Raw genomic sequence first — 22011 nt, 5'->3', positions numbered from 1 at the left:
GTTCGTATAGGGTGTTAGACGCTACTAGACCTTTACCGATTGGATGCGTGTACATGGTTGCTGCGATTGCATCACCTGCTACGTAGCCCGCTTCTGAGTGAGAAGAACCGCGACCGTAACAAAGCATGTCGTTCGTACCGATCACTACCGGACACTCGAATACTTTCCACATGCCGAACAACTTACCTGCGTAGTGGATAGCGTTTTTCTGTTGGTAATTAGCCGGAGCTACGAAATATGGAGCACCAAGAGACTTAAGGATTGTTGACGCGCCAGTACCAGCAAAGATACCTGTCATGCCAGTTGTGCGAGTCGCTTGTAGGATCTTCGTAGAAACGTTTAGAAGAACTTCGTTTAGACGTTCACGATGTAGACGCCAATCTTCACCAGCCGCTACGTAGATATTGAATGTTTCTTCGCGCGTACAAGCAAAGTCCATATCTACTAGGTGGCGAGTCGCTTTTTCCGATGCCAATGTGTTGCGCATGTGGCTCATCTGTAGAGATTTCAGATCTTGGCCAAACTCGCGTTGCATTGTGAACATCGCTTGAATAGTCGCGTCTGCTGCGATTGCGTTTTGACGTGGGCGCAGTATACGAGAGTCCATATCATGGTCGATCGTTGGGATAAGGTCAGGGCGTCTTTCAATGTCTACTTCGAACTCGATGTGCAGAACCGTTCCTGCTGGTAGGGCTGATGTTGGAGTGACGGTAACTTTGCCTTTTGCATGGTCTATCTGACAGTTAATAACCATACCATTGTGAGTACCTGTCATTATTTGACTACCGTTGCTGTCTAGGTCGCGAGCCACACGTTTATGGTTAATAAATAGGGAAACAGATGTCTTCGTGAATGGGATTTCAAACTTGGTGTGTTGTAGGTCAGTCTTAGAGTCAAAGACGTGAGTTGTCTTAGTGCCGTCTGGTTGCTGTTCAGAGACAAACTTGTAGCGCTGACGCATAGACGAGTATTGGCCAACCGTTGCTTGGTCGATTTCAGTACCCGCTGCGAAGTCACCGAAGTTTGAACCAGTGCGGCGGTACACTTTGAAGATCTCAACTTCGTTAGCACCCGCAGGGATCATCGTTACAGCGTCAAGTGTTGCTGTCTCAAGAAGAACTGGAAGCACTAGGCCAACCATCTTCGCACGGATTTCAACACCCTCAGATGTTGATAGAGATTGACCGATCGACTCAAGCATCATTGCGCCTGTTGAGCCATCACGCTTAGCACCCTCTAGCATCATCATGTTACGCATAGTTGCGTGAGCTGATGCCATTAGCTCATCGCTAGGTAGGTGGCCGTAAGTATTTTCGTATTCACGCACCGCAGACTGCATGCCTGATACGATGCTAACCGCTGTTTCTTGAGACACTGACTCGAACATAGGCTCATTCGCAATGGCTGACAAAATAGCCGCGCCACGAGAATTGTCGTCAGTTAGAAATATGCCTGTTTGTGAATCGAATTGGGATTCGACACACAGATTGTGCATTGCTTGAGCGCCTAAATGAATCGCCTCAATGCGTTTGTTGAAGTTAGAACGTTTATCTGCCATGTAAATAAACCTTAGCTATTAATTGAGTGTGTTCGGAATGATTTAGCCACAGGAAAGCGGTAAAAATTCGCTCAACTTCGGATAGTAATTAAGATTTATTGCGAAAAAAACAGGGGTAAAAGTTCGTTTAACTTATTGTTATATAATGAATTTGTTTCTTTTTGTGCGCTTTTGTGGGAATGGTAACGACAGGGGGGGTCTATGTCGTTGATCGTGTGTTTTTGTTGAGAGAAAAGGGGATAGGAAAGGGCATCTAAAAAAAATTTAAAAAATTTTCAGTTGTTATAGGGTTCCTGCCAAAAAGCCGAACACGTTGCTTAGTAGCTCTTGTGTGTCAGTCTCTAAGCTTGGAAGCTCAACCCCATAGAAAACGGCCAAAAAGTCACGAACAATGAGTTGATAAACGACCACCAGCGCGATGCTCCACATCATAGCGGCGCGTCCAGTACGTACCAATGTGTTAGAGCTGGCCGCTTCAAGCTCTGCCAGTTTGTAGGCAAACTCTTTGCGTTCTTCGTCACTGGTAAACACACGATCACCAAACTCGGTCAGTTCGTGGATAATGCCACCTACTTTCTCGCTGGTGGCGCTCTTAAATAGACTACTTGTAAACACTTTTGCTAGTCCCATCATTAGTTGCTCTCTTTAATGTGTTCTGCGAACGCTTCTGCCAGTGCTACGGCTAGCTTTTCGCGCAGTTCCAATCCCTTTTGTAACGACTCGTCGTTAGACAAAAAGAACGGCTCCAAAATCACGGCTGGCATTTTGGTTTTCATCAAGAAACGCCAACCGCGAGTATCAGTACCAGTGTTCGAGATAGGCTTAAGGCCACGATCACGCTGTCCGATAAGTCCAGCCACCGCTTTTTGTAGGCGCTGAGCAAGTGCTTGACTCTTGTCCGACTTATGCCAATGCAATGTCTCTGAGCCTTGAACTGACTTATTGGCCACGCTGTTACAATGTAACTCGATGGCATAGTCAGCGCCCGATTCGTTCACATCACCGATCATCCGTGAGTAGGTGTCTCGATACATGATCACTGGAAGAATGTCTCGCTTATGTAGCTCGGCGGCCAATAAGCTGGCTAGGGGATGATTATAGCCATACTCATTCATTCCGAATGTTTCATTGTAAGCGCCGCCATCTTTACAACTATGGCCAACAACAATACAGACTTTTTTCATTTTATAAATTTCCAAACTTAGCTTAACTAATATGCACTTATGTATTGACTATATTCGGAATAGGAAATATATTTGCTTTACCAGATCGGCATCCCAATCGACTGGTGTCAACTAACGTTGAAACTTCATTTTTAACCTTTGTAATAGCTTCTTGCGCCGCGAACACTTACCTCGCGGCTTTTTTTGCCTGCAATTCAGAAAAAAACCAGCGTGAACGCTGGCTTTGCTTGGATTATGGTCGGTTTTGAACGGGGTCTATCTTGTTTGATTTGAAGTAATCAAGAACAGGATTAACTCGATAGGGTTCTACGTGGAAGCTGGCCATCACCTGATCTTTACGCATCAAGTAAAACTGATTTCCGCTGTATCGTACCGCATCAAATATCACGTTCATTCGGCATCCATCGTACATGTACTCGCCATCGACGCTAAGGCTTTTGCGTACCACAAAGGATAGGCGCGCCTTGGTCGCTTTAAGCTCGTTACGGACTTTAACTAAGTTAATCGTCAGTACGAAAAGAAGCGACAATAATCCGTATAACTCGTATGCGTTAAGGTTAATTGAATAGCTAATATTGTTAAATATTTAGTACGAATAGGAAATTTACAAAATACCAAAACATTTTACAGGGTAAATACCTCTGCTGTCGCATCTTTGATGCTCGTTTTTTTCGTCTGGTTGCTACAAATGGTAAATGAAATCGCCTTAGTGAAGTAGCCTAACGCTAAGGTGCGTTCCTCTTTCGACGCAATGATCATTGCGTCAATCACCGTGCTTGAGCTGGTCACGCCACCAGCAAGGGGAGCCATGATCTCGTTTAGCGCATTCGCTTGGCTTTCTAGTTCCGGCGGCAAGTCTGGTGGCGGTAAGGTTGCACCGTTATCTGACTCACTGCCGCTTGTTGGTGGCGTTAATGCAGTATTGATTTGCGCCATAAGAGATACGGTTGCATCCACATGGCCGGAAAGACCATTGATCACTGCCTCAAGCGCTTTCAGTTCTTCCTTGCCGGTAATTGGCAAGATACTCGGAGCGGGTACGTTGTCCTCTGTACCATCAACCTTGTGTTTGATGTTCACACCAATGGACACTTGTTCGAGGTCGGTTGGATCGGTGATCAACACTAGGTGCTCATTCCATTGCGTTAACGTGGCCACCGTTGCGCTCACTGAGCCATTTAAGCCCTTAAGCGTTGCGACTAGCTTTGATGCGCCTTGGTAGTCCTCAATATCCTCGCTCATGCAGCCTGATAGCTTCTCTGACAAACTTTCACACTTCACCTTAAGGTATTTACCTCGGGTAAGGTTCTCCGCTTCCTTAAGGCCGCCTACGTCTAAAAACTGGCGAAACTGTTCGATTTGCTCTTGTGTGTCTAACATCAAATTGCCTCAATCAATCGTCATCAAGTCGTTACCGTTTACCAGCGTAGCGCCACACCCAAGGGCATCGCCTACCACGGCGACCGGAACGCCATTAACAGTAAGTTTTGAACTACCAGTAATAACGCCTACGTGCGGCGGGTTATCTGGTTTTACGTGCATGACGGATATATCACCCGTACCTAATACATTGATTCCATTCACGGTCAGTAGTGGTTGGCCAGAAACAAAAACACCTGGACTAAAGCCACCATGACCACTATCCACACTCCCTACAATTCCTACGGCTGGCATAGTGCATTACCCTAATGTAAATGGTGCTGCGGCAGCCTTAACAGCGAACTGGCCACCAGCATCGATATTGACGTTACCACTCGCTTTAATGGTTACTTCATTACCCTCTAGGTTGGCTTTACCGGAGGCTTTTACGGTTGCATTACCACCCGCTTCGATGTTCGCATCGCCTTTCACTTTGATAGCTAGTGCGCCTCCGATTTGCTCCAATGTGTTCCCCGTTGAGCTGCGAAACGCATTGCCCTCGACGTGGATAACACATTGGCCATCTGGTGTGATTTCAATGGCCGTGCCGCTTTGGGTATGCGTTATTGAGTAGCCGCCTTGATACGTGATGAGCTCGCGCAAACCAAATCGCACAAAGAGCGCATCTTTGCGGTCATAGGCTGGTGGCTCGGGTTCACCCTCGGCTCGTTTAGGCTGATAGGCTTCTCCGTTCACCTCGCTTGGTAGGTACGACTCATAGTTAGGCGCGTAGTAAAGCGATCCGGTAATACGGGGATAACGGGTATCGCCATTACGAGGAAAATCCACCCAAACCAGATCCCCTTTTTCCACTGGCACTGCATGGCCACCACTCGGTTTTGCGCCCAATGGCAGTAGAAACTCGGCAAAAGGTAAATCCTTATCGGGGATTGCATCCCAATAACCAAGCAAGCGAACGGATACCATGTACAAGCCTTTCGGATGGACGGTATTTACCACTTCGGCCTGATAGCTACCAAACAAGCGGTTAGTGACGTTGGTGCGTGTTCTGTTCTCTGACGAATCGCTCATAGGTTGCGTACTCCCAACTCGATACGACACTGATACCGGTTCCCACGTTGGCAATGGGCGACACGGTTCATGATTTGTTTCTCTGGCATGGACTCATCCAGCTCGGTAGCGGGTAGCCGTTTATGGAATAACACTGAGCACACTGAAAGAGGCGTAAAGGCGGTATTTCCGGTGAGCTCCACATCCAAAATAGGGATGATGGCCATGTGTTGATTATTCAGCGCCTTGGCTTGTGGAACGCTGACCATGACCATAGCGCCCGAACGTTGGCCACCTTGGAAGCCCTCGACGGTATCCCACGAGGCATAGTTACGGTTAAGAACGCGCTCAAACAGGGCTTCCTCTCCGATAATGGAGTAGTTCGCAAAGCTGTGCTCTGCTTCCTCTGGATTCGACTGTTCCAGCTTGAATTGCTCGCTCATATCCATGTTCTTGAGCGACTTAAAGTGCATAACACCACGGCAGATAAACGCCACTGAGCCGTAATCTCTGGCCATTGTTCGAATTAAGCGAGACTTAGTACCACCAGCATTTAAATGGTACGTAGCGCCACGCTCAAAGCTGTCACATTCGATTTTTAGCTCGGGTAACAGCTCGGCCAGAATGTCTTTAGGCTGCATTTCAACAAAGAATCGAGGCGTTGTGACTGGCTCTTTAAGTAGGTGCGCATCCTTTTGGAATGCTTGAACGGTAAGCATACCGTCAGCGCTGGTGGACTTGGCCACAATGAATTTTTCAATCCAAACCTGATCGCCTCGCTCGTTCACATCGGCCATCGTGACCTCGATCTCTGAACCGCGCTTAATCCCGTAGTCATCCCGATAAACGGCAGCCTGATCCATGATTTCCATAACTAGCTTGTTGCCGTCCATCGAAGCACACTCAATGTAGGTAAACGAATGAATGTGCTCGATAGGGATGTCATTTTCGTTGGTGACAACTTTTTGGGCGAGAAAGTATTCTTTATTACTCAATGACTCGGCCTCCCATACCAATCGCGCCCTGACGGACAGTGATCGACTCGGCCTCATAAACCTCTGCAATCACTTCAAAAGAGATTGAGGAAGCAAACAGGCGAGTATTTTCATGGTCTACTTCGGCGGGTTCGGTCATCGCATCTTTACGGCCACGTATCTCGATGCTGATTTCCATTTCAGTACCCGCGAGCATGGTTTTCGCTCTGAATACATGCTTACGCTTGCCCTTGGTATGACGTAGCCAAACCATTAAACCTAGCGCTAGGCGGCTAAGGGTAGACTGGTTCCAAGCTAGGGCATTAATGCGGTAGGTAAGCGCGACAAAGGACTTATTAATCACGGCATAAGGCTGGCCTTGTTCATTGGCCAGTTCGCCATAGTCAGCAATATCGACGTACTCCGCGCCGTCAACAAACCCAATCACCGGATCGCGCGTGATATAGCAAACAGGCAAAAGCTCATTACGGTTTGCTTTCACCTTGCCGCCTAATTTGGCTGTTAACTTAGATAGGAATGACACTGGATCGGTAAAGTTGCCATAATAAATCTTTCTCGACTTATCACGGCCAACAAAGCGAGAAAACTCACTGTTCTCTCGCCGTTTAGTGTCAGTCACAAGTAAAGAATCAAGCACGTTCTGGAAAAAGGCAGCCACCGCACGGTCAATGTCGGTTAACTCTGTGTGTTCCACCTTGCCATCGAATGTCACTACATCGCATGGGATTTCAAAGAACGTCTCATCCAGTTGCATGATTAGTCCTCCAAATCGTCCAGCTCGTAATACTTACGGCCTTTAACGATAGTGATGCACTTATCGCTTCGGTGTAAGGTCACATCGAACTTGTGGAAGTTGCTCGTTAGGATAGGTAGGTAAGCCGATACAGGCTCATTGCGTTGGTAGCCGTCTCGCGTTTTACGGCCTTTACCGGAACGGTTGCCCTCATAGATTTGGATGACCGCGCAATCAAAATCAATCTTGGCCATGTCTGCGATCGCTGCATCAAGATCTTTGTACATGTTAAGTACGTTCGCACACAACATGACGCAAAAACGGCGCTTTGAGCTGTCAATTTCGGCAATATTGTTCACTACGCCTTTGGTTTTTGAGTTCGGGTCAAAGTGAGTGACCGTCATGCTCTGCTTGTGGTAGTTAGTAAGGTATTCTTCTATTAGGTCTGGAAACTTACCGCAACCAAAGTTAAGAATGTTGTTCGCGTATGACCAGTTAGGTGCAAGTTTTCTCAGGCGCTTTGCACTGACTGGAACTTGCTTTCGGCTAGTCTGTAATGTCATGCCCACTCCATGATTGGAGCGGCGCTTTAAGGATGGGGTGGAGTAGGGCTAATATTAACGTTAAAGCTCGATTACGTCACTGTCTTGTAACGTTTCTTTGGATTCTAGCTCAGGCGAACTTTATGGTAATGTTTATCTGTACAATTCAAGGTAATTAGGGGGCACAATTTGGTTAACTCATTACTGCCCCAAAACAATTTAGAGTGTTTGCTTAGTTTAAAAATGTTATTGGTGATTTACTTTATCTTTTTTCATATATGTCTTTAATACATTCTTTTTTGGGTTAGAACGGTATGCTTTCTTCGAATAGGGCTTGTTTTTCGGGTGCTACGCGCTGAGCATAGTAATTCAAGATAGGTGGGCGCGGAGAATTTTCTATTAATATTTTTTTATCTTCGAGTAGAATTATTAATTCTACATATGTCTTAATTGAGAAAGAACAAGGACTTATTGTGTAATTTGGCTGAGCTGAGATCTCAAGAAATGAGTCACGCATTGAATACATACAGGAATTAGTCAAAGCACCATCAACTCTAAGTATTGGTCTATGAACACACTTCATCTAAAAGCACTGTTATTAGCCGTAGAAACTGGATCGATTTCTGCCGCGGCACGTAAACTGGGTAAAAAGCAATCTCAGGTTAGTCAATGGATTTCTGATCTGGAAATCGATCTAGGGGTTAACTTCTTTGACCGAACAGGAAATAAAACCACTTTGAGTAAAGACGGGGAACGTTTACTTCCCCATCTTACTCATACACTGAGCCACCTTGATAAGTTTGTCCAAGGTGCTGAAATGCTTATGCAAAATGAGCCGACTGTACTGACCATAGGGATTGAAAACTACATCCCTGACATTGTGTTTACGCAACCTCTAGCCTCTGTTTTAGATTTACCCCATTTGAGTGTTGAGGTCTATCGCGATGAAAGAACCCAACTGGAGCAAGACTTAGGCGATGGTCATGTAGACGTCATAATTACCCATGAGTCGGAAACTATTCATCACAAACATTTCGATTATTGCCGTCTAGGGTGCTATAGAGAAATTCTAGTCTGTAGTCCTGACCATCCACTGGCTCAGTTATCTCACGTTACCAGTAAGGACTTGAGTGAATACCGCGAGTTAGTATGGGGTGAAGTAAGTAGCGAAGACAACGATGGTTTTAGCCCGTGTTACTGTGTGTTCTCAGATATCGATCCCCTCATAGCTATGCTCAAACACAATAAGGGATTTGCGTTTTTACCAGAGGAGTGTGTTAGCACGCAAATCGAAAACGGCCTACTGGTTGCTCTCAATTGCGACTTCGAACTCTCTGGCATTGACCGAAAAGTTGAGCTGTGTTGGCGCAACGGACTAACCCTTTCTGAAAGTGGGAGTATGGTAATTAAAGCCTTTAAACACTACCATCTTCTGCCCCAGAAACACCAATACAAGTAGCGAATTAGTCAGACGCTGCGATAAGCGCATCCCACCAATCATAGATATACAGGGAGGCGTAAATAGGTAATAGCGCCCATAGCAATGGATCGTCCCATACCGTTGATGTGGTGCCAATAGCCGCTATCGCCAAGATCATAAGCTCAGAAATACCAGTAAAGAGAAGTAGCTTAGTGAAGTGAACCAGAATTCGCTGAATCTGATTAGCAAGCTGAGTTTTCTGGTATGTCGCTTCAAACACGCCAATAATACCAGCAGCCATCATGAGCCCAATAACGGCTAAAATCGCCGACTGATTACCATGTTCCATATCGCGCATGCTATCGAAGGTGCAGCTAAACAGTACCGGGACAAGGATCACCAGCAGTATTAGTTGTTTCAGGCTCACTTCAATATAGAAACGTTTACGTAGCACTCTTACCTCCGTGGAAAAATAAGGTGCCGGAAACATCCTGCACCTTTTTAGTTACTCTTCTGAGTCGAAAACTATATCACCCTGTAACATTGTCATTAAGATCTTAGTGTCGGCAATCTCACCTACCCGCAAGCGGGTAATATCATGTTCCAAAATGGCAAAGTCTGCTGATTTTCCGACTTCTATCGAACCTGTAATATCACTGATTCCCAAACTTTCTGCGGCGTTGGTTGTGTACGCATCAATCGCTGAATGAATATCCGGCAATCCCGTTTTACCCATTTTAAGGCTATTGGCGATACCAATTAACGGATTGATATCATGCACATTCCAGTCACTACTCAAGGAGACGTTAGCCCCTGTATCAAAGATGGCTTTCAGGTTCATCATGGCTCTGGTGCGTTTAGCACCAAGAAAAACTTCTGCCCATTTGTGATCATGGTAAGCCACATAATCAGAGCCAACCTGAAAATCTGCCGTTACATTCAGCTTGGCAAAACGCGGGACATCTTTTGAGTTCACCAGCTCCACATGAGTTAGTGTATAAGGTTTATCTGCGCCTTGACTGCGAACATATTCGATAGCATTCAGTGACTCACGAATACCTCCATCACCTATAGCATGAATATGAGCGCTATAACCAATTTGATTTAACTCATCAAGCCAGATTTTCATTTGCTGCGGTGGAATATAGTTGATGCCGTATGGCTCGTCAGGAATATAGGTGTCTAGATACGGAGCCAGTGTTTTTGCAGTTCCGTTAATGAAAATACCATCGCTATACATTTTCACCTGATCCACCAGTAGCAAACGAGATTTGTCGCTGGATTGAATTTTCTTTAAAAATGTAAGCTGGGGTTCCATGGAGTCGGCCGGGTAAATCCACGGGCGAAGCGATACACGAGCCGTTAAGTTTCCTTTTTCTTCAGCTTGTTTCCACACTTCATACCAGCCACGTTTCCAATATAATCGACCGTCACCAATTGTGGTTATACCATGAGCGGCCGCTTCTTCAAGGCCTGCCATTAAGCCTTCGTAACTTTGATCAAATTGGCTCTCTAAGCTGTTCCATGCCATCTCCATAACAATATCGCCCGCATTATCAAGCAAAATGCCATTGAGTTCTCCAGTTTTATCGTCTTTAAGAATCTTGCCGCCTTGCGGTTCTTGGGAGTATTTGGAGATGCCTGCTTGCTTAAGGGCTGCTGAATTCACCCACATGGAATGGGAAGTCTGCTCCATAATCACCACTGGTTGATCCGGGAAAATACGGTCAATCACTTCTAAAGGTGTATAACGGTTGTCTTCACTTAGGATTGCATCAAGAGAAAAGCCATAACCCATTAGCCATTCGTTCGACTTAGCTTGCTTACGACACGCTTTTAGATAGGGGGTCTGCTCTTCCAGTGAAGCATCCATATTCAGCTCACAATTGCCCCCTGCCTCCGAAGCCGCTTCAAACACATGGTTGTGGTTATCGATAAAACCCGGCATCACAAAAGCTTGTTCAACATTGATAATGTTAGTTGTCGAGGTCCGATAGGCATTGACTTCGGGTGTATTACCAACATACACAATATTACCATCGTAAATCGCGATAGCATCTGCATCGTCGTAACCGTAAATCTTGGCGTTAGTGATAATCACATCCGCTTGTTCAGCAGCAAGAGAAATTGGACTCATGGTTAAGCTCGCTATTAATGCAAGTGAGTAAACTCGGTTCATATATTGATCCTTTAATGTCCCACAATATCTGTGAGTATAGGAAGTAGGTGTTTTGAAGAAAGTCTATAGTAGTCAAAAAATAAATGAAAAATAGTGAGTATTAGAATCTTGGGATAGTCTGCACAAATCAGATTTCAAGTTACTTATTCTTATATATTGCACTCTTGTTAAAGCAATTAATCTAACAAAGTATTGTCCAAATAACGTTTAGAAAAAACTGTATGGTTCGATGGAGGAGTTACAAAAAGATCTGGACGAATGGATGGACTACAACAATCATCGTACTTATCAAGGAAAAATGTGCTGTGGCAGAATGCCAATAGAAACATTAGAGGATGGGAAATCAATCTGGGCTAAAAAGAATTTAGCCCAGACGTAATTTGACAGGTACTGAATCGAAAAGTGGGTAACTGTCAGATCATGTCTGAACTATTACAGTTTAGTTGATCACTACAGTGCTAGCTGTTACTTTCCTTCTATTATTCCTGAGTATGGTTTTTTTTTTGAAAACAGTTCTGTCAATTATTGCCTTTGTCGCTTCCTTATTTTCATCCGAACTCTTGGCCGCTGAAGTCGCTATAGGCATACAAGCCACAATGAATAGTATCGATATTCAAGAGTCCAAGGATAACGAAAAAACAATTGCCCGCATGACCAGCGACATAAAGTATTATCCGACGGTATCACTCCTGTCGGACGAGTACTATTTTAGCAAAGATTCTAACGTTGGTGTTCAATTACAATTTGATTGGAGTATATTTAAAGTTGATAAGCAAGAAGTCGGTGGGAATGACACTGGCATTGATTTGGGAACATCCATATCGGGCTACGCTCTATCGGGTGTACCGGTCCTCTTTTACCACTTTAACCGGCACAACCGTAATGAATGGAATGTAAAGTTAGGAACAGGATTGGGACTTGGGTATTTAAAGCTCAAGGGGGATTATCAGATCACAGATGTGACACATCCCGATTACAGTAAGAAAAAACAAGTAAGCATGGATGAAGTAGGGCTTGCGGTCGGTGTCTACCTGGAAGCAAATAAAGGAAATCATGTTATCTCGGTTTACAACTTTAGTCCTGTTACCCAAAGTGGTACCTCACAATTGGAAGAATATAATTTTTTCTTATCTTATAAGTATCGCGTTAATATTGATGGCCTACTTTACCCCTAAACTGCTACAGCCAGACTGGGCACTTCATCAAGCGATATTTTGCTGTTCAGTGTCAACTGGGTTTAAGCACTCTGTCTTTTCGTCAGATTATAATCAACCGTAATGTACTCAAAGACCGTTTATCTTGTCTCATATCTGAGCGGTTCGTATTGGATCGCTTCAACTTTGATCGAATGGAAGAAACTCTCAACATTAGCTGAACAGCTTGTTTTTTCTGTTGAGATGTTGTTATTTGGAATAGTCTGAGTATGAAAGTTCTCTTTATGCTCATGGTTCGGAGAGCTTTAAGCAATTTAATGAAGAACTGGGGGAGAAGAGTTTTCGTGAATGATTGAAATGTTTTTTTGAATACTCGGTGCGAGAATCCAAAAGTTCACGATAGTTCCATCAACAATTGTTCAGGATTTTCACGGTACTAAAGTACGTTTCATTACACGCTCTCAAGTGAGTGAGTTTGTTGCGGAAACAACATGCTAACAAACTTGTTTAAGAGCGATTCGCAATGTGTAGCATTTTTCGTTTGCTTTGGCTGTAGTGTGTACGGCACAGTATTTTAGGTTAGTGGTCTGCATTACTCACCACTTAACACGGCGTTATAAACCCGAATGCTCCACGTTTAGTAGACACTTTACTAAGTTAGATCTAGGGTCTACTTGAGAGGTGATTTACGGCTAAACAAATCGCAGCGCTCTTCTTTTCAACAAATATACACAGGGGTAGGTTTTCATTATTGATCCACATACAAACTGTCCAAATTCCTATTAACAGGTGTGATAATAGTAGAAACTTAACCAACGAAGAATGTATGGTCGTCCACTCATCGGTTGAACTGCTATAATTTCCTTTAAAATCAGACAAATAAAGTCTAGTTTAATACTCGATTCTTGTGCTCATATGTTGGATAGACTATCGCTAAGTAGCGCATGATGGTACACCAATTACTAGCTCTATTGACTTCTGCAATTCATTCTTTGCCTTTAAGTCAATAAGGTTCGTGTTGACTTGTTTATGCCTCTTTCAAAGTTAAAAACAGGCTTTATTGTTGTATCGAATATCTGTTTGCAATAATTACTCTAATGATACCATAGATTTTAATCTGACGTACCATTTTTCACTATGATTTTTCCGTTAAGTGATTGATTTAATACATAATAAAATTTATATCAAGAAATGCATATCTATTATGTACACATAGTGTATAGTATCCGAAGCTCAAACAGTGAGCTATTGATAATACATTTAGTTCAAGATCTTCTCAGTTTTTATTCGATTAAGTTCGTCATATCTATCCTGCGATACCTTTTTCTTCATTCCTTATTTAGTAGCTTTCTTTTTTATTAATTCAATGTATCGAGATATATTATGTCAAATAAAACAACTGGATCAGTAAAATGGTTTAATGAAACTAAAGGTTTTGGATTCATCACTCCAGATAACGGTGGTGCTGACCTTTTTGTTCATTTCAGATCAATTTCTGACGAAGGTTTCAAAACATTATCTGAAGGCCAAAAGGTTTCTTTTAATGTTGAACAAGGTAACAAAGGCCCACAAGCTGACAACGTTACTTTAGTATAAGAGTTATTTAAAAGATCTCTTCGTTAGTCGAGGTCTTTTTTGTTTAATTTTAATAATCAGCCCGATGACTCTAAAAACTAATCTAAAATAATATTGGTATTTCTTGGTCTGCTACCAGAAAATAGGTAAACAATGATGTACTAAAAATCCATGCTCTTACTAGGTTAAATACCAGCTTCTTTGACCTCTATTTTCATTTTTTGAACTTGAAAATCAAAGATTCATACGTGAGGTTTTGGAGGCATTTTCGTACTCATATCAAAGAAGGAGGATATCCTTTGAAAAAACCATCGATTAAGAGTAACTCAAGAATGATGAAAAATAAAAGCTCTAGTACAAATGATAATTATAATAGTATTCATAAAATTAGAAAAAAAATTGAAGATATATTGTTAGAACGAGAAGAAAAGAAACTTTGGGATTTATAAGGTAAGTAGTTATATGAGAAAACCAGTAAGAAAGAAATCGATCAAAAAAACGCAGAAAAACAACTTCGAAGAACGATTTTCTATGATGGTAAAAGAATACCAAGAAGCTAAAGAAACGCTAGAATCTATGGAAGAAGGTTCAAAAGAATATATGGTTCAAAATAAGTTATGCGATAAATTATTTTCAAATGCTGAACGATACATTAATAAAAACTAACCATTTGAAATAGTTTCTTCTACTCTATATCAAATTTACCCAAACTTTTTCTAATAATAATTACGATCTATCTTACCTCATTTGGTATCGTGTCTTCAGTGTTACATTGTGTTGAACATAGAGTTGGCTTTGTTACTAATTTATAAAGAAGGGTTGTTGCCTCATCAGTGCAGGTTACTTAATCGGCGGGGTCTACCACGTTTGTCTTGCTTCCAGTTAGTTATTTAATAACCGGAGGTTAATGAGTGTAGTCGATCACAGCGTAGCTTCTTGATTGAGATCCATCAATTTAAATAACAAAGTCTTGCGATACTTACAATAATTAATAATGTGCTAATTTAACTAGTGCCGTTACTCACTTTTGTCTATTTTATGCTGACCTATGTAGTATCATCGTCTCTTTCATAGTCAGCATGGATAAGGTGCGAAATTTAGTTAACCATCAAAATAGGATTATATATGAGTAAGCTATCCAAACCGATACAAAAGCAGAAAAAACCTGTTCTTAATCCGAAAGGAAAAAGGGCTAAGGAACAAAAGAAGTGGGATAAGGAATGGTGATTGTGAGTTCAAGAAACCTTTCTGAACTTATAAATACGACACTCCTCATACATTCTGAAAAACTGAGTAACTTGGACAGAGATATGCTTTCAGGTTTACTCGATCAACTTAACCGTAAACAGGCTTTGACAGACAAACAAATTAAACTGTGTCAAAGGCTAATACGAAAAACTAATCAAGCCTGTGTATTTATTGATACATCTCAAACGAACTTTGATTGTTAGGCAATATCAGTTTTCAATGTTATCAAGCCAGCTTTCATCTAACGTTAATCGAGTTAGGACTTGATCCATTAAATCTTTGATTTCAATTTGGTCAGTCCCCTTTGGCGCATGATGCTCTGCCGAGCGTTTAGCGTTGGTTAGGTTTTTCATAAATATCGTTTCTTTATCTATCACGGTATGTTTCTCGTTGAAGTAAGTAACCAGGTAGGGTGGCATAGTGTTATTCCTTCTGTGGAGGAATGATGATATGAGGCTTTCAATATAGCATTTTTTCAGTGCTACTTCTTTGAGATAAGAAAAAGTGAGACTTTTCTAACATTTCTTATACTATCGGCTTAATAGCAACATAAAAAAGATGGCTAAATAGTTCTACTAATTATGGCAGTAGGTGACGAATATTTTCAAGGCAAGCGAGCACCTCTTGCTTATCATATGAAGTATCTGCTTTTTCACTTGTACTTTGTCTGACGACGAAATTGACGGGCAGCACCTCAGAGATTGTTCCCTCTGGTTTTTCCATTTGGCTGAGCATTAATTTAACGGCTTTACGGCCCAACTTGTCGAAGTCTTGTTTGATCGTGGTTAAAGGCGGTGAAAAATATTGACTGTCCTGAATACCATCAAACCCAATGACAGAAACCGTCTTTGGCACATTGATGCCTGCTTCAGACAGAGCGCATAAAACACCGAGTGCCATTTGATCATTGGCGACTAGCACCGCATCAAAGTCTATACCTTTTAGAACAAGGTCTTTAATCGCTTTGTGGCCACTGGCTGCTTGCCAATCACCTTCATAACAAGCAACTTCTTTGGCTCCATGTTTTTGGAGTTGTGTTTGCCACGCGTCGTAACGAATTTTAGAGGCGGTCGATTCAGATGGGCCAGAAATACACACGAAGGAATCGCGTTTTTGTTCAATCAAATGTAATACCGCTAAGTTTGCTCCTGTATGATGATCACACCTAACATGATTGACAGGGGTCCCTTCAGGAACATCAATGAATACCAATGTTAGTTGACTGAACTGCTCAATCAGACACTGTGCGATGTCTTGATTTACGGGGGCGTTGATAATAATAGCATCGACTTGTTGTGCAATAAGCTCTCGAATCGCATCGCGAAATTCATCAATAGAGTTGTTTGCTAGCACGGTTAACGCTGTCCCGTAGCCCATCTCATGCGCTTGGTTACGAATTCCGTTGGCAATCAGAGCCACACCGTGCAGAGAGATATCCAAGGAAACAATACCGATGATCCGAGACTTAGCTCGGCTCAGCATTTGTGCACCTTTGTTTGGTACATAGCCAAGCTTTTTTATCGCATCGTTGACGCGTTTTCGCGTTGCTTCCGCGACGTTATCTGCGCCATTGGTTACGCGAGATACGGTTTGAGTTGAGACCCCAGCTAACCGCGCAACATCTTTAAACGTGACTGCCACTGCATTCTCCTATCCAGATTTGCTATTCATTCTACCATATTCATTCAAATTTCCTCGTGATTAATGTCGTAAAAACATGAATAAATGTTTCCGAAAACACAAGATCAACCACACAAAAAATACCTCCTTAACATGATTTGAGTCACATTTGTTAGGCTTTTTTGTCGTAATAAAGCTGAATGTGCGCATCATTATTTATAGATTAAATGTTTGCGAAAACAGAGAAGCAGAATGCAAAAATTTGTTCACTTAAAGTCTAAGAATCACAGCATGATCATTAAAGTGGATCGTGTTCCTGAAATCCTTCATTGGGGAGCGAAAATAGCTCAGATTGACCCTGATTTAATCCTCTCGACCGAGCGGCCTATTTCTCAGGCTCGTCTTGATGTCGACGTGCCGTTATCACTATGCCCAGAGCTTGGTAGTGGTCACTTTAATGCGCCTGGTATTGAAGGACACCGAAATGGCGATAATTGGGCGCCCGTGTTCATAACCAAATCTATTGAGCAAAATGATGGTAGTGCAACATTTATACTTCAAGACGACATCGCTGGGCTTGAGTTGGTCATTGAGCTGCACCTTGATTTCAATAGCGACGTGGTGCAAAAACGCATCTCAATAAAGAACATCGCGTCAAGCGAGTATTGTTTAGATAAGCTTTCTTCCACTTTACCATTACCTAATCATGCCAACGAATTAATGACATTTCACGGACGTTGGTGTCATGAATTTCAAACTCAACGCTTGCGCTTTGAACATGGTGGCTTTATGCAAGAAAACCGCCGTGGCCGAACCTCTCATGAAAATTTCCCTGGTCTGTTCGCTGGCACGAATGGCTTTGGCGAGCAATTGGGTCACGTATGGGGCTTTCATCTTGGTTGGAGTGGTAATCATCAACTGCGCGCTGATGTTCGTAGTGATGGTCGCCGCTTTGTTCAAGCCGGCGAGTTGTTACTCTCTGGTGAAAAGCGTTTAAAAAGTGGTGAGACATACCAGTCCCCGTGGCTTTACGCAACATACAGCAACTCGGGTTTGAACGGTATTTCACAACGATTCCATGAGTTTGTTCGCACCAATATTATCCAGTTTCCAAGCAGTAAACCCCGCCCGGTTCACTTAAACACATGGGAAGGTATCTATTTTGATCATAACCCTGAGTACATCATGCAGATGGCAACCGAAGCCGCTGAGATGGGGGTCGAGCGCTTCATTATTGATGATGGTTGGTTCGTTGGTCGTGATGGCGAACGTGCCGCGCTTGGTGACTGGTATTTGGATGAAACGAAGTACCCAAATGGTCTTGAACCAGTGATTGAGCACGTAAACAACAAAGGTATGGAATTTGGTCTTTGGGTTGAACCCGAGATGGTCAGCCAAGACTCAAATCTATATCGCCAACACCCCGATTGGGTGTTGAGTCTGCAAGGCTACCATCAGCCTTCAGGTCGTTGGCAATACGTGTTGGATTTGCAAAACAAAGATTGCTTCAACTACCTGTTTGATCGTTTGAATGACTTACTAACTCGCTACAACATTGGCTACCTAAAGTGGGATATGAACCGTGAACTGGTGCAGCCAGGTCATCAAGGTAAGCCAGCTGTACATGGTCAAACTAAAGCGCTTTATCGTCTGTTAGATGAACTTTATGCGGCACATCCTGAGGTCGAGATTGAGTCTTGTTCTTCAGGTGGTGGTCGTATTGATTTTGAAATCCTTAAACGCACTCATCGCTTCTGGGCTTCTGATTGTAACGATGCGCTAGAACGTCAAGCTATTCAGCGCGGTATGAGTTATTTCTTTCCGCCTGAAGTAATGGGTGCACACATTGGCCCTGCGGAATGTCATTCAACTAACCGTCGCCATGCCATCAATATGCGTGGAGTGACGGCGTTAAGTGGTCACATGGGCGTTGAACTCGATCCAGTAAAAGAGAGTGCTGAAGAAAAACAAGCCTTCGCCCATTATATTCAATTGCACAAACAGTATCGCGACTTGCTTCACTCTGGGCGTGCTTTCCGTATTGACCCAGCAGATCATAGCCAGAACATCTATGGTGTTGAAAACGGGAAAGAAATGCTGATTACGGTCTGCCAGTTGGCCATGCCAAATCACGCGCTACCATCTCCACTTCGGGTGAGTTGTGCGGATGAAAAGGCCAGTTACGAAATCAAGATTGTGGAAATGCCACAGACCAGTTTTCAATTGATGAAACAACGTCCGAAATGGCTAGACAAAACTCTGACTCTAAGTGGTGATAACTTAAAAGAAATTGGGGTGACACTCCCGATCCTCGATCCCGAATCAGCGCTTATTGTTCATCTTAAAAAACGTTAAACCTCTACCTGCCTCCTCTAGCGACCAGTTTCAACTTACGTTGTTCCTGATAAAACACTCCTATACTCGCTAGAGGGGCACCCTACAACCAACAAGCAAGTTGAATTGCTTAACTTGTTAAGGAAACAAAATGTCTATTACAGTATTACTTTCGTTTTTGCTGTTTACGGGCTTTGTTGTGGTGTTCACTTACAGCAAAGTTAAAAATGATAAACACACCTCTCAAGATGGTTTCTTCCTTGGAGGACGAAGTTTGACGGGCGGACTGATTGCCAGCTCGCTAATTCTTACCAATTTGAGTGCAACCAGTTTTGTCGGTATGAGTGCTCAAGCCTACACCCACAATATGAGTGTGATGGGGTGGGAAGTTGCCTCTGGCGTTACTCTGGTTGTCATTGCGCTGCTGCTTGTACCGCGTTACCTCAAGCAAGGTATCACCACCATTCCAGATTTCTTAGAAAGCCGTTATGACATGTCGGTGAAGAAGTTCGTTACTTTGTTGTTCTTGTGTCAATACGTCATCAACATTCTTCCTACTACTCTTTACGCTGGCGCAGTGGTACTAGGCGAAATCTTCGATGTACAAGGTTTATTGGGTATTTCTGAATTTAGCTCCATCGCACTGGTCTCTGCCACGATAGGTTTGTTAGGTTTCTTTTACGCTATTTATGGTGGTCTAAAAGCTGTCGTTATTGCTGATACCTTCAATGGTGTAGGATTGATTCTTGGTGGCCTAATGATCCCTGTATTTGGCCTGATGGCATTAGGCGGCGGTAACTTTATAGAAGGTTTGGACGTGTTGCTCACTGCCGCACCAGAGAAGCTGCAATCCGTAGGTAAAGAAACGGATCCACTGCCATTTTCTACTCTGTTCACGGGCCTATTATTGGTGAACTTGTATTATTGGGGCACCGACCAATCCATCATTCAGCGTGCGCTTGGCGCAAAGAACCTGAAAGAAGGTCAAAAGGGTGTCATTCTCGCAGGTGCAATTAAGGTTATCTCTCCATTATTCCTTATCATTCCCGGCATCATTGCCTTCCACATGTTTGGCTCTGATGCAGGTAATCCCGACACAATGTATACGCGCTTAGTGAATGAAGTGTTACCCAAGCCTCTTGTTGGCTTCTTTGTTGCGGTTATGTTTGGTGCCATATTAAGTACGTTTAATGGTGTGTTAAACAGTTCTACGACACTATTTGCATTGAACGTTTATAAGCCATTATTTGGTAAAGATAAGTCCGATGAAGAGTTAGTCGGTAAGGGGCGGCTATTCGGAGTCATCATTGCCATTATCTCTGTTTGTATTGCACCGTTTATCCTATATGCACCAGAAGGTTTATTCCAATATTTACAAATGGTTGCTGGCTTTTTCAGTGTGCCTATCTTCACCATTGTGTTCGTTGGTTACATTTCAAAACGTGTACCAGCTATTGCAGCCAAAGTTGCACTAACGATTTTTGTGAGCTCCTATGCTGCGATGCAATTGATCTTTGACACCCCAATCCACTTCTTACATCAATTAGCGATTTTATTTGTAGTTTGTACTTTACTGATGTTTGCGATTGGTTTTTTTGTGCCACGTGATACGGATTATGTGATGCCAGTTAATGAAAGCATCGATGTGACGCCATGGTCTTTCCGCTTTGAGGCGTCCGCAGTCATTCTCTATATGGTGCTGGGTGCATATGTAATGTTTTCGGACGTAGGTTTTGTTTCAAACGACCCAACGGTCATGCAAGTGTATGGTTTTTGCGGTGTTATCTTAATGCTTGGTGTGACCTTTAACTATTTATTGAAACGTAGGAAAAGCAAACAGGTAACCAAGCTGAATGATATGTACATGCCGTAATCAAACCACACTAATTATTTAATCATTAAAAACGGACAGCAAGTAGATAGATCGGTATGCCCGAATATGCGCATGATGCGGGTATACCTGATCTAGAGATTTTTACGTTGAAAGGTGGAAAAGTATTTATGGCAGTTCTTGTCACAGGCGGAATGGGGTATATCGGTAGTCACACATGTGTGCAGATGATCAAAGCTGGTATGGAACCAATCATCGTAGACAACCTATGTAATTCCAAAATAGAGGTATTAAATCGTATAGAGGCACTAACAGGGCAGCAACCAGCTTTCTATCAAGGCGACATTCGAGATGAAGACTTTTTAGACTCAGTATTTAATAAACATGATATTCAAGCTGTGATTCATTTTGCAGGTCTAAAAGCCGTTGGCGAATCCGTTATAAAACCATTGGAGTATTACGATAATAACGTTAATGGTTCATTGGTGTTGGTGCACAGTATGCGCAAATCGGGTGTAAAAAGCATTGTATTTAGCTCATCTGCAACGGTTTATGGTGATCCTAAGGTTGTGCCTATTACGGAAGAGTCACCAACAGGTGCAACCACTAACCCTTATGGTCGCAGTAAATACATGGTGGAAGAGTGTTTGAGTGACCTGTTTCAAGCTGAACAGGATTGGAGTGTGACTTTGTTACGTTACTTCAACCCCGTTGGTGCACACCCGTCGGGCACCATGGGCGAAGATCCACAGGGGATCCCAAACAATTTAATGCCGTTCATCGCTCAAGTCGCGGTTGGTCGTCGAGAAAAATTGTCGGTATTCGGTAGCGACTACTCCACACCGGATGGCACTGGTGTTCGTGACTACATCCACGTAATGGATTTGGCTGACGGCCATATCGCAGCCCTGAAATCGGTCGGCGAAAAGGCCGGCTTGCACGTGTACAACTTAGGCACGGGCAAAGGTTCGAGCGTACTTGAAATGGTCGAAGCGTTCTCAACGGCATGTGGTCATCCAATCCCTTACGAGCTTTGTCCTCGTCGCCCTGGAGACATTGCAGAATGTTGGGCCAGTACGGAAAAAGCACAAAGAGAGCTCGGTTGGAAAGCTACCCGCAGCATTGCTGAAATGACGGCAGATACGTGGAATTGGCAATCGAGTAATCCTGACGGGTATTAATGTACTCGAAACTTCTTTTAAACAAAT

The 22011-nt window shown here is 43.2% G+C and carries 22 protein-coding genes and 2 pseudogenes; 9 read left to right on the top strand and 15 right to left on the bottom strand.

The features are described 5' to 3' along the window. The 10 genes from IQP38_RS21280 to IQP38_RS21235 all read right to left on the bottom strand — a co-directional run. Positions 1-1558, bottom strand: a 1558-nt coding sequence (locus IQP38_RS21280; protein ID WP_193838013.1) for a hypothetical protein, incomplete at its 3' end; no start/stop codon positions are given. Positions 1559-1840: 282 nt separating this feature from the next. Then, positions 1841-2191 (bottom strand): hypothetical protein, encoded by a 351-nt coding sequence (locus IQP38_RS21275; RefSeq protein WP_017635640.1) that lies wholly within the window; start codon positions 2189-2191, stop codon positions 1841-1843. Further along, positions 2191-2742 carry an N-acetylmuramoyl-L-alanine amidase gene (locus tag IQP38_RS21270; RefSeq protein ID WP_170890815.1) on the bottom strand — a complete coding sequence of 184 codons (552 nt, stop codon included), beginning with the start codon at positions 2740-2742 and terminating at the stop codon, positions 2191-2193. Before IQP38_RS21270 ends, IQP38_RS21275 begins: the two co-directional genes overlap by 1 nt. A 232-nt stretch (positions 2743-2974) precedes the next feature. Then, on the bottom strand, positions 2975-3271 hold the full coding sequence (locus tag IQP38_RS21265; RefSeq protein ID WP_193838012.1) for a hypothetical protein: 297 nt from the start codon (positions 3269-3271) through the stop codon (positions 2975-2977). 95 nt (positions 3272-3366) lie between these two features. Then, entirely contained in the window at positions 3367-4122 is a 756-nt protein-coding gene (locus IQP38_RS21260) for a hypothetical protein (protein WP_193838011.1), read from the bottom strand. 9 nt (positions 4123-4131) lie between these two features. Then, the gene (locus IQP38_RS21255) at positions 4132-4416 is read right to left on the bottom strand and encodes a PAAR domain-containing protein (protein WP_042522745.1); all 285 of its coding nucleotides are present in this window, start codon (positions 4414-4416) and stop codon (positions 4132-4134) included. 6 nt (positions 4417-4422) lie between these two features. Next, a complete protein-coding gene (locus IQP38_RS21250) occupies positions 4423-5193 on the bottom strand; it encodes a hypothetical protein (RefSeq protein ID WP_193838010.1) in 771 nt (256 codons plus the stop codon). Further along, a complete protein-coding gene (locus tag IQP38_RS21245; protein WP_193838009.1) occupies positions 5190-6167 on the bottom strand; it encodes a hypothetical protein in 978 nt (325 codons plus the stop codon). The genes IQP38_RS21250 and IQP38_RS21245 overlap by 4 nt, the downstream gene beginning before the upstream one ends. After that, positions 6160-6921, bottom strand: coding sequence for a hypothetical protein (locus IQP38_RS21240; RefSeq protein WP_171343305.1), 762 nt, complete (start codon positions 6919-6921; stop codon positions 6160-6162). Before IQP38_RS21240 ends, IQP38_RS21245 begins: the two co-directional genes overlap by 8 nt. A 2-nt stretch (positions 6922-6923) precedes the next feature. Beyond that, positions 6924-7463, bottom strand: a complete 540-nt coding sequence (locus tag IQP38_RS21235) for a hypothetical protein (protein ID WP_193838008.1) — start codon at positions 7461-7463, stop codon at positions 6924-6926. Positions 7464-8010: 547 nt separating this feature from the next. On the opposite strand from IQP38_RS21235, the gene IQP38_RS21230 reads away from it, so the two are divergent. Continuing rightward, positions 8011-8901 (top strand): LysR family transcriptional regulator, encoded by an 891-nt coding sequence (locus tag IQP38_RS21230; protein WP_193838007.1) that lies wholly within the window; start codon positions 8011-8013, stop codon positions 8899-8901. A 4-nt stretch (positions 8902-8905) separates the two neighbouring features. Here the strand turns inward: IQP38_RS21230 and IQP38_RS21225 are convergent, their stop codons facing one another. Beyond that, positions 8906-9316 (bottom strand): hypothetical protein, encoded by a 411-nt coding sequence (locus IQP38_RS21225; protein WP_017065034.1) that lies wholly within the window; start codon positions 9314-9316, stop codon positions 8906-8908. Between the two features lie 51 nt (positions 9317-9367). After that, the gene (locus tag IQP38_RS21220; protein ID WP_193838006.1) at positions 9368-11041 is read right to left on the bottom strand and encodes an amidohydrolase; all 1674 of its coding nucleotides are present in this window, start codon (positions 11039-11041) and stop codon (positions 9368-9370) included. A 211-nt stretch (positions 11042-11252) separates the two neighbouring features. Between IQP38_RS21220 and IQP38_RS21215 the strand changes: the two are divergent. Continuing rightward, a pseudogene (locus IQP38_RS21215) lies at positions 11253-11420 on the top strand (IS481 family transposase); the annotation flags it as partial. A 124-nt stretch (positions 11421-11544) separates the two neighbouring features. After that, positions 11545-12216, top strand: a complete 672-nt coding sequence (locus IQP38_RS21210; RefSeq protein WP_033905380.1) for a hypothetical protein — start codon at positions 11545-11547, stop codon at positions 12214-12216. Positions 12217-12243: 27 nt separating this feature from the next. Here the strand turns inward: IQP38_RS21210 and IQP38_RS26710 are convergent. Beyond that, positions 12244-12413 (bottom strand): annotated as a pseudogene (locus tag IQP38_RS26710) (IS3 family transposase); the annotation flags it as partial. 1165 nt (positions 12414-13578) lie between these two features. Between IQP38_RS26710 and IQP38_RS21205 the strand changes: the two are divergent. The 3 genes from IQP38_RS21205 to IQP38_RS21195 all read left to right on the top strand — a co-directional run bounded on the left by IQP38_RS21205 (position 13579) and on the right by IQP38_RS21195 (position 14436). After that, the gene (locus IQP38_RS21205) at positions 13579-13791 is read left to right on the top strand and encodes a cold-shock protein (RefSeq protein WP_053307303.1); all 213 of its coding nucleotides are present in this window, start codon (positions 13579-13581) and stop codon (positions 13789-13791) included. A gap of 278 nt (positions 13792-14069) precedes the next feature. Further along, on the top strand, positions 14070-14219 hold the full coding sequence (locus IQP38_RS21200; protein ID WP_193838005.1) for a hypothetical protein: 150 nt from the start codon (positions 14070-14072) through the stop codon (positions 14217-14219). A gap of 13 nt (positions 14220-14232) precedes the next feature. Further along, positions 14233-14436: a hypothetical protein gene (locus IQP38_RS21195; RefSeq protein ID WP_054579159.1), complete on the top strand. Its 204-nt coding sequence runs from the start codon at positions 14233-14235 to the stop codon at positions 14434-14436. Positions 14437-15227: 791 nt separating this feature from the next. Here the strand turns inward: IQP38_RS21195 and IQP38_RS21190 are convergent. Further along, positions 15228-15437 carry a hypothetical protein gene (locus IQP38_RS21190; protein ID WP_017634146.1) on the bottom strand — a complete coding sequence of 70 codons (210 nt, stop codon included), beginning with the start codon at positions 15435-15437 and terminating at the stop codon, positions 15228-15230. Positions 15438-15597: 160 nt separating this feature from the next. Further along, entirely contained in the window at positions 15598-16659 is a 1062-nt protein-coding gene (locus IQP38_RS21185; RefSeq protein ID WP_193838004.1) for a LacI family DNA-binding transcriptional regulator, read from the bottom strand. 231 nt (positions 16660-16890) lie between these two features. Here IQP38_RS21185 and IQP38_RS21180 point away from each other — a divergent pair, with 231 nt between their 5' ends. The 3 genes from IQP38_RS21180 to galE all read left to right on the top strand — a co-directional run bounded on the left by IQP38_RS21180 (position 16891) and on the right by galE (position 21984). Then, complete coding sequence (locus IQP38_RS21180; protein WP_017634144.1) at positions 16891-18993, top strand: alpha-galactosidase; 2103 nt, start codon at positions 16891-16893, stop codon at positions 18991-18993. A 130-nt stretch (positions 18994-19123) separates the two neighbouring features. Further along, positions 19124-20845: a solute:sodium symporter family transporter gene (locus IQP38_RS21175; protein ID WP_193838003.1), complete on the top strand. Its 1722-nt coding sequence runs from the start codon at positions 19124-19126 to the stop codon at positions 20843-20845. A 128-nt stretch (positions 20846-20973) separates the two neighbouring features. Next, a complete protein-coding gene (gene galE / locus IQP38_RS21170) occupies positions 20974-21984 on the top strand; it encodes a UDP-glucose 4-epimerase GalE (protein ID WP_193838002.1) in 1011 nt (336 codons plus the stop codon). The last annotated feature ends 27 nt before the right edge of the window (positions 21985-22011 follow it).

This window comes from Vibrio sp. OPT41 (assembly GCF_015163595.1).
In the GTDB taxonomy this organism is placed as follows: Bacteria; Pseudomonadota; Gammaproteobacteria; order Enterobacterales; family Vibrionaceae; genus Vibrio; species Vibrio alginolyticus.
Note: the sequence above shows the minus strand (reverse complement) of the source record. Positions and strands in the feature narration are given on the sequence as shown.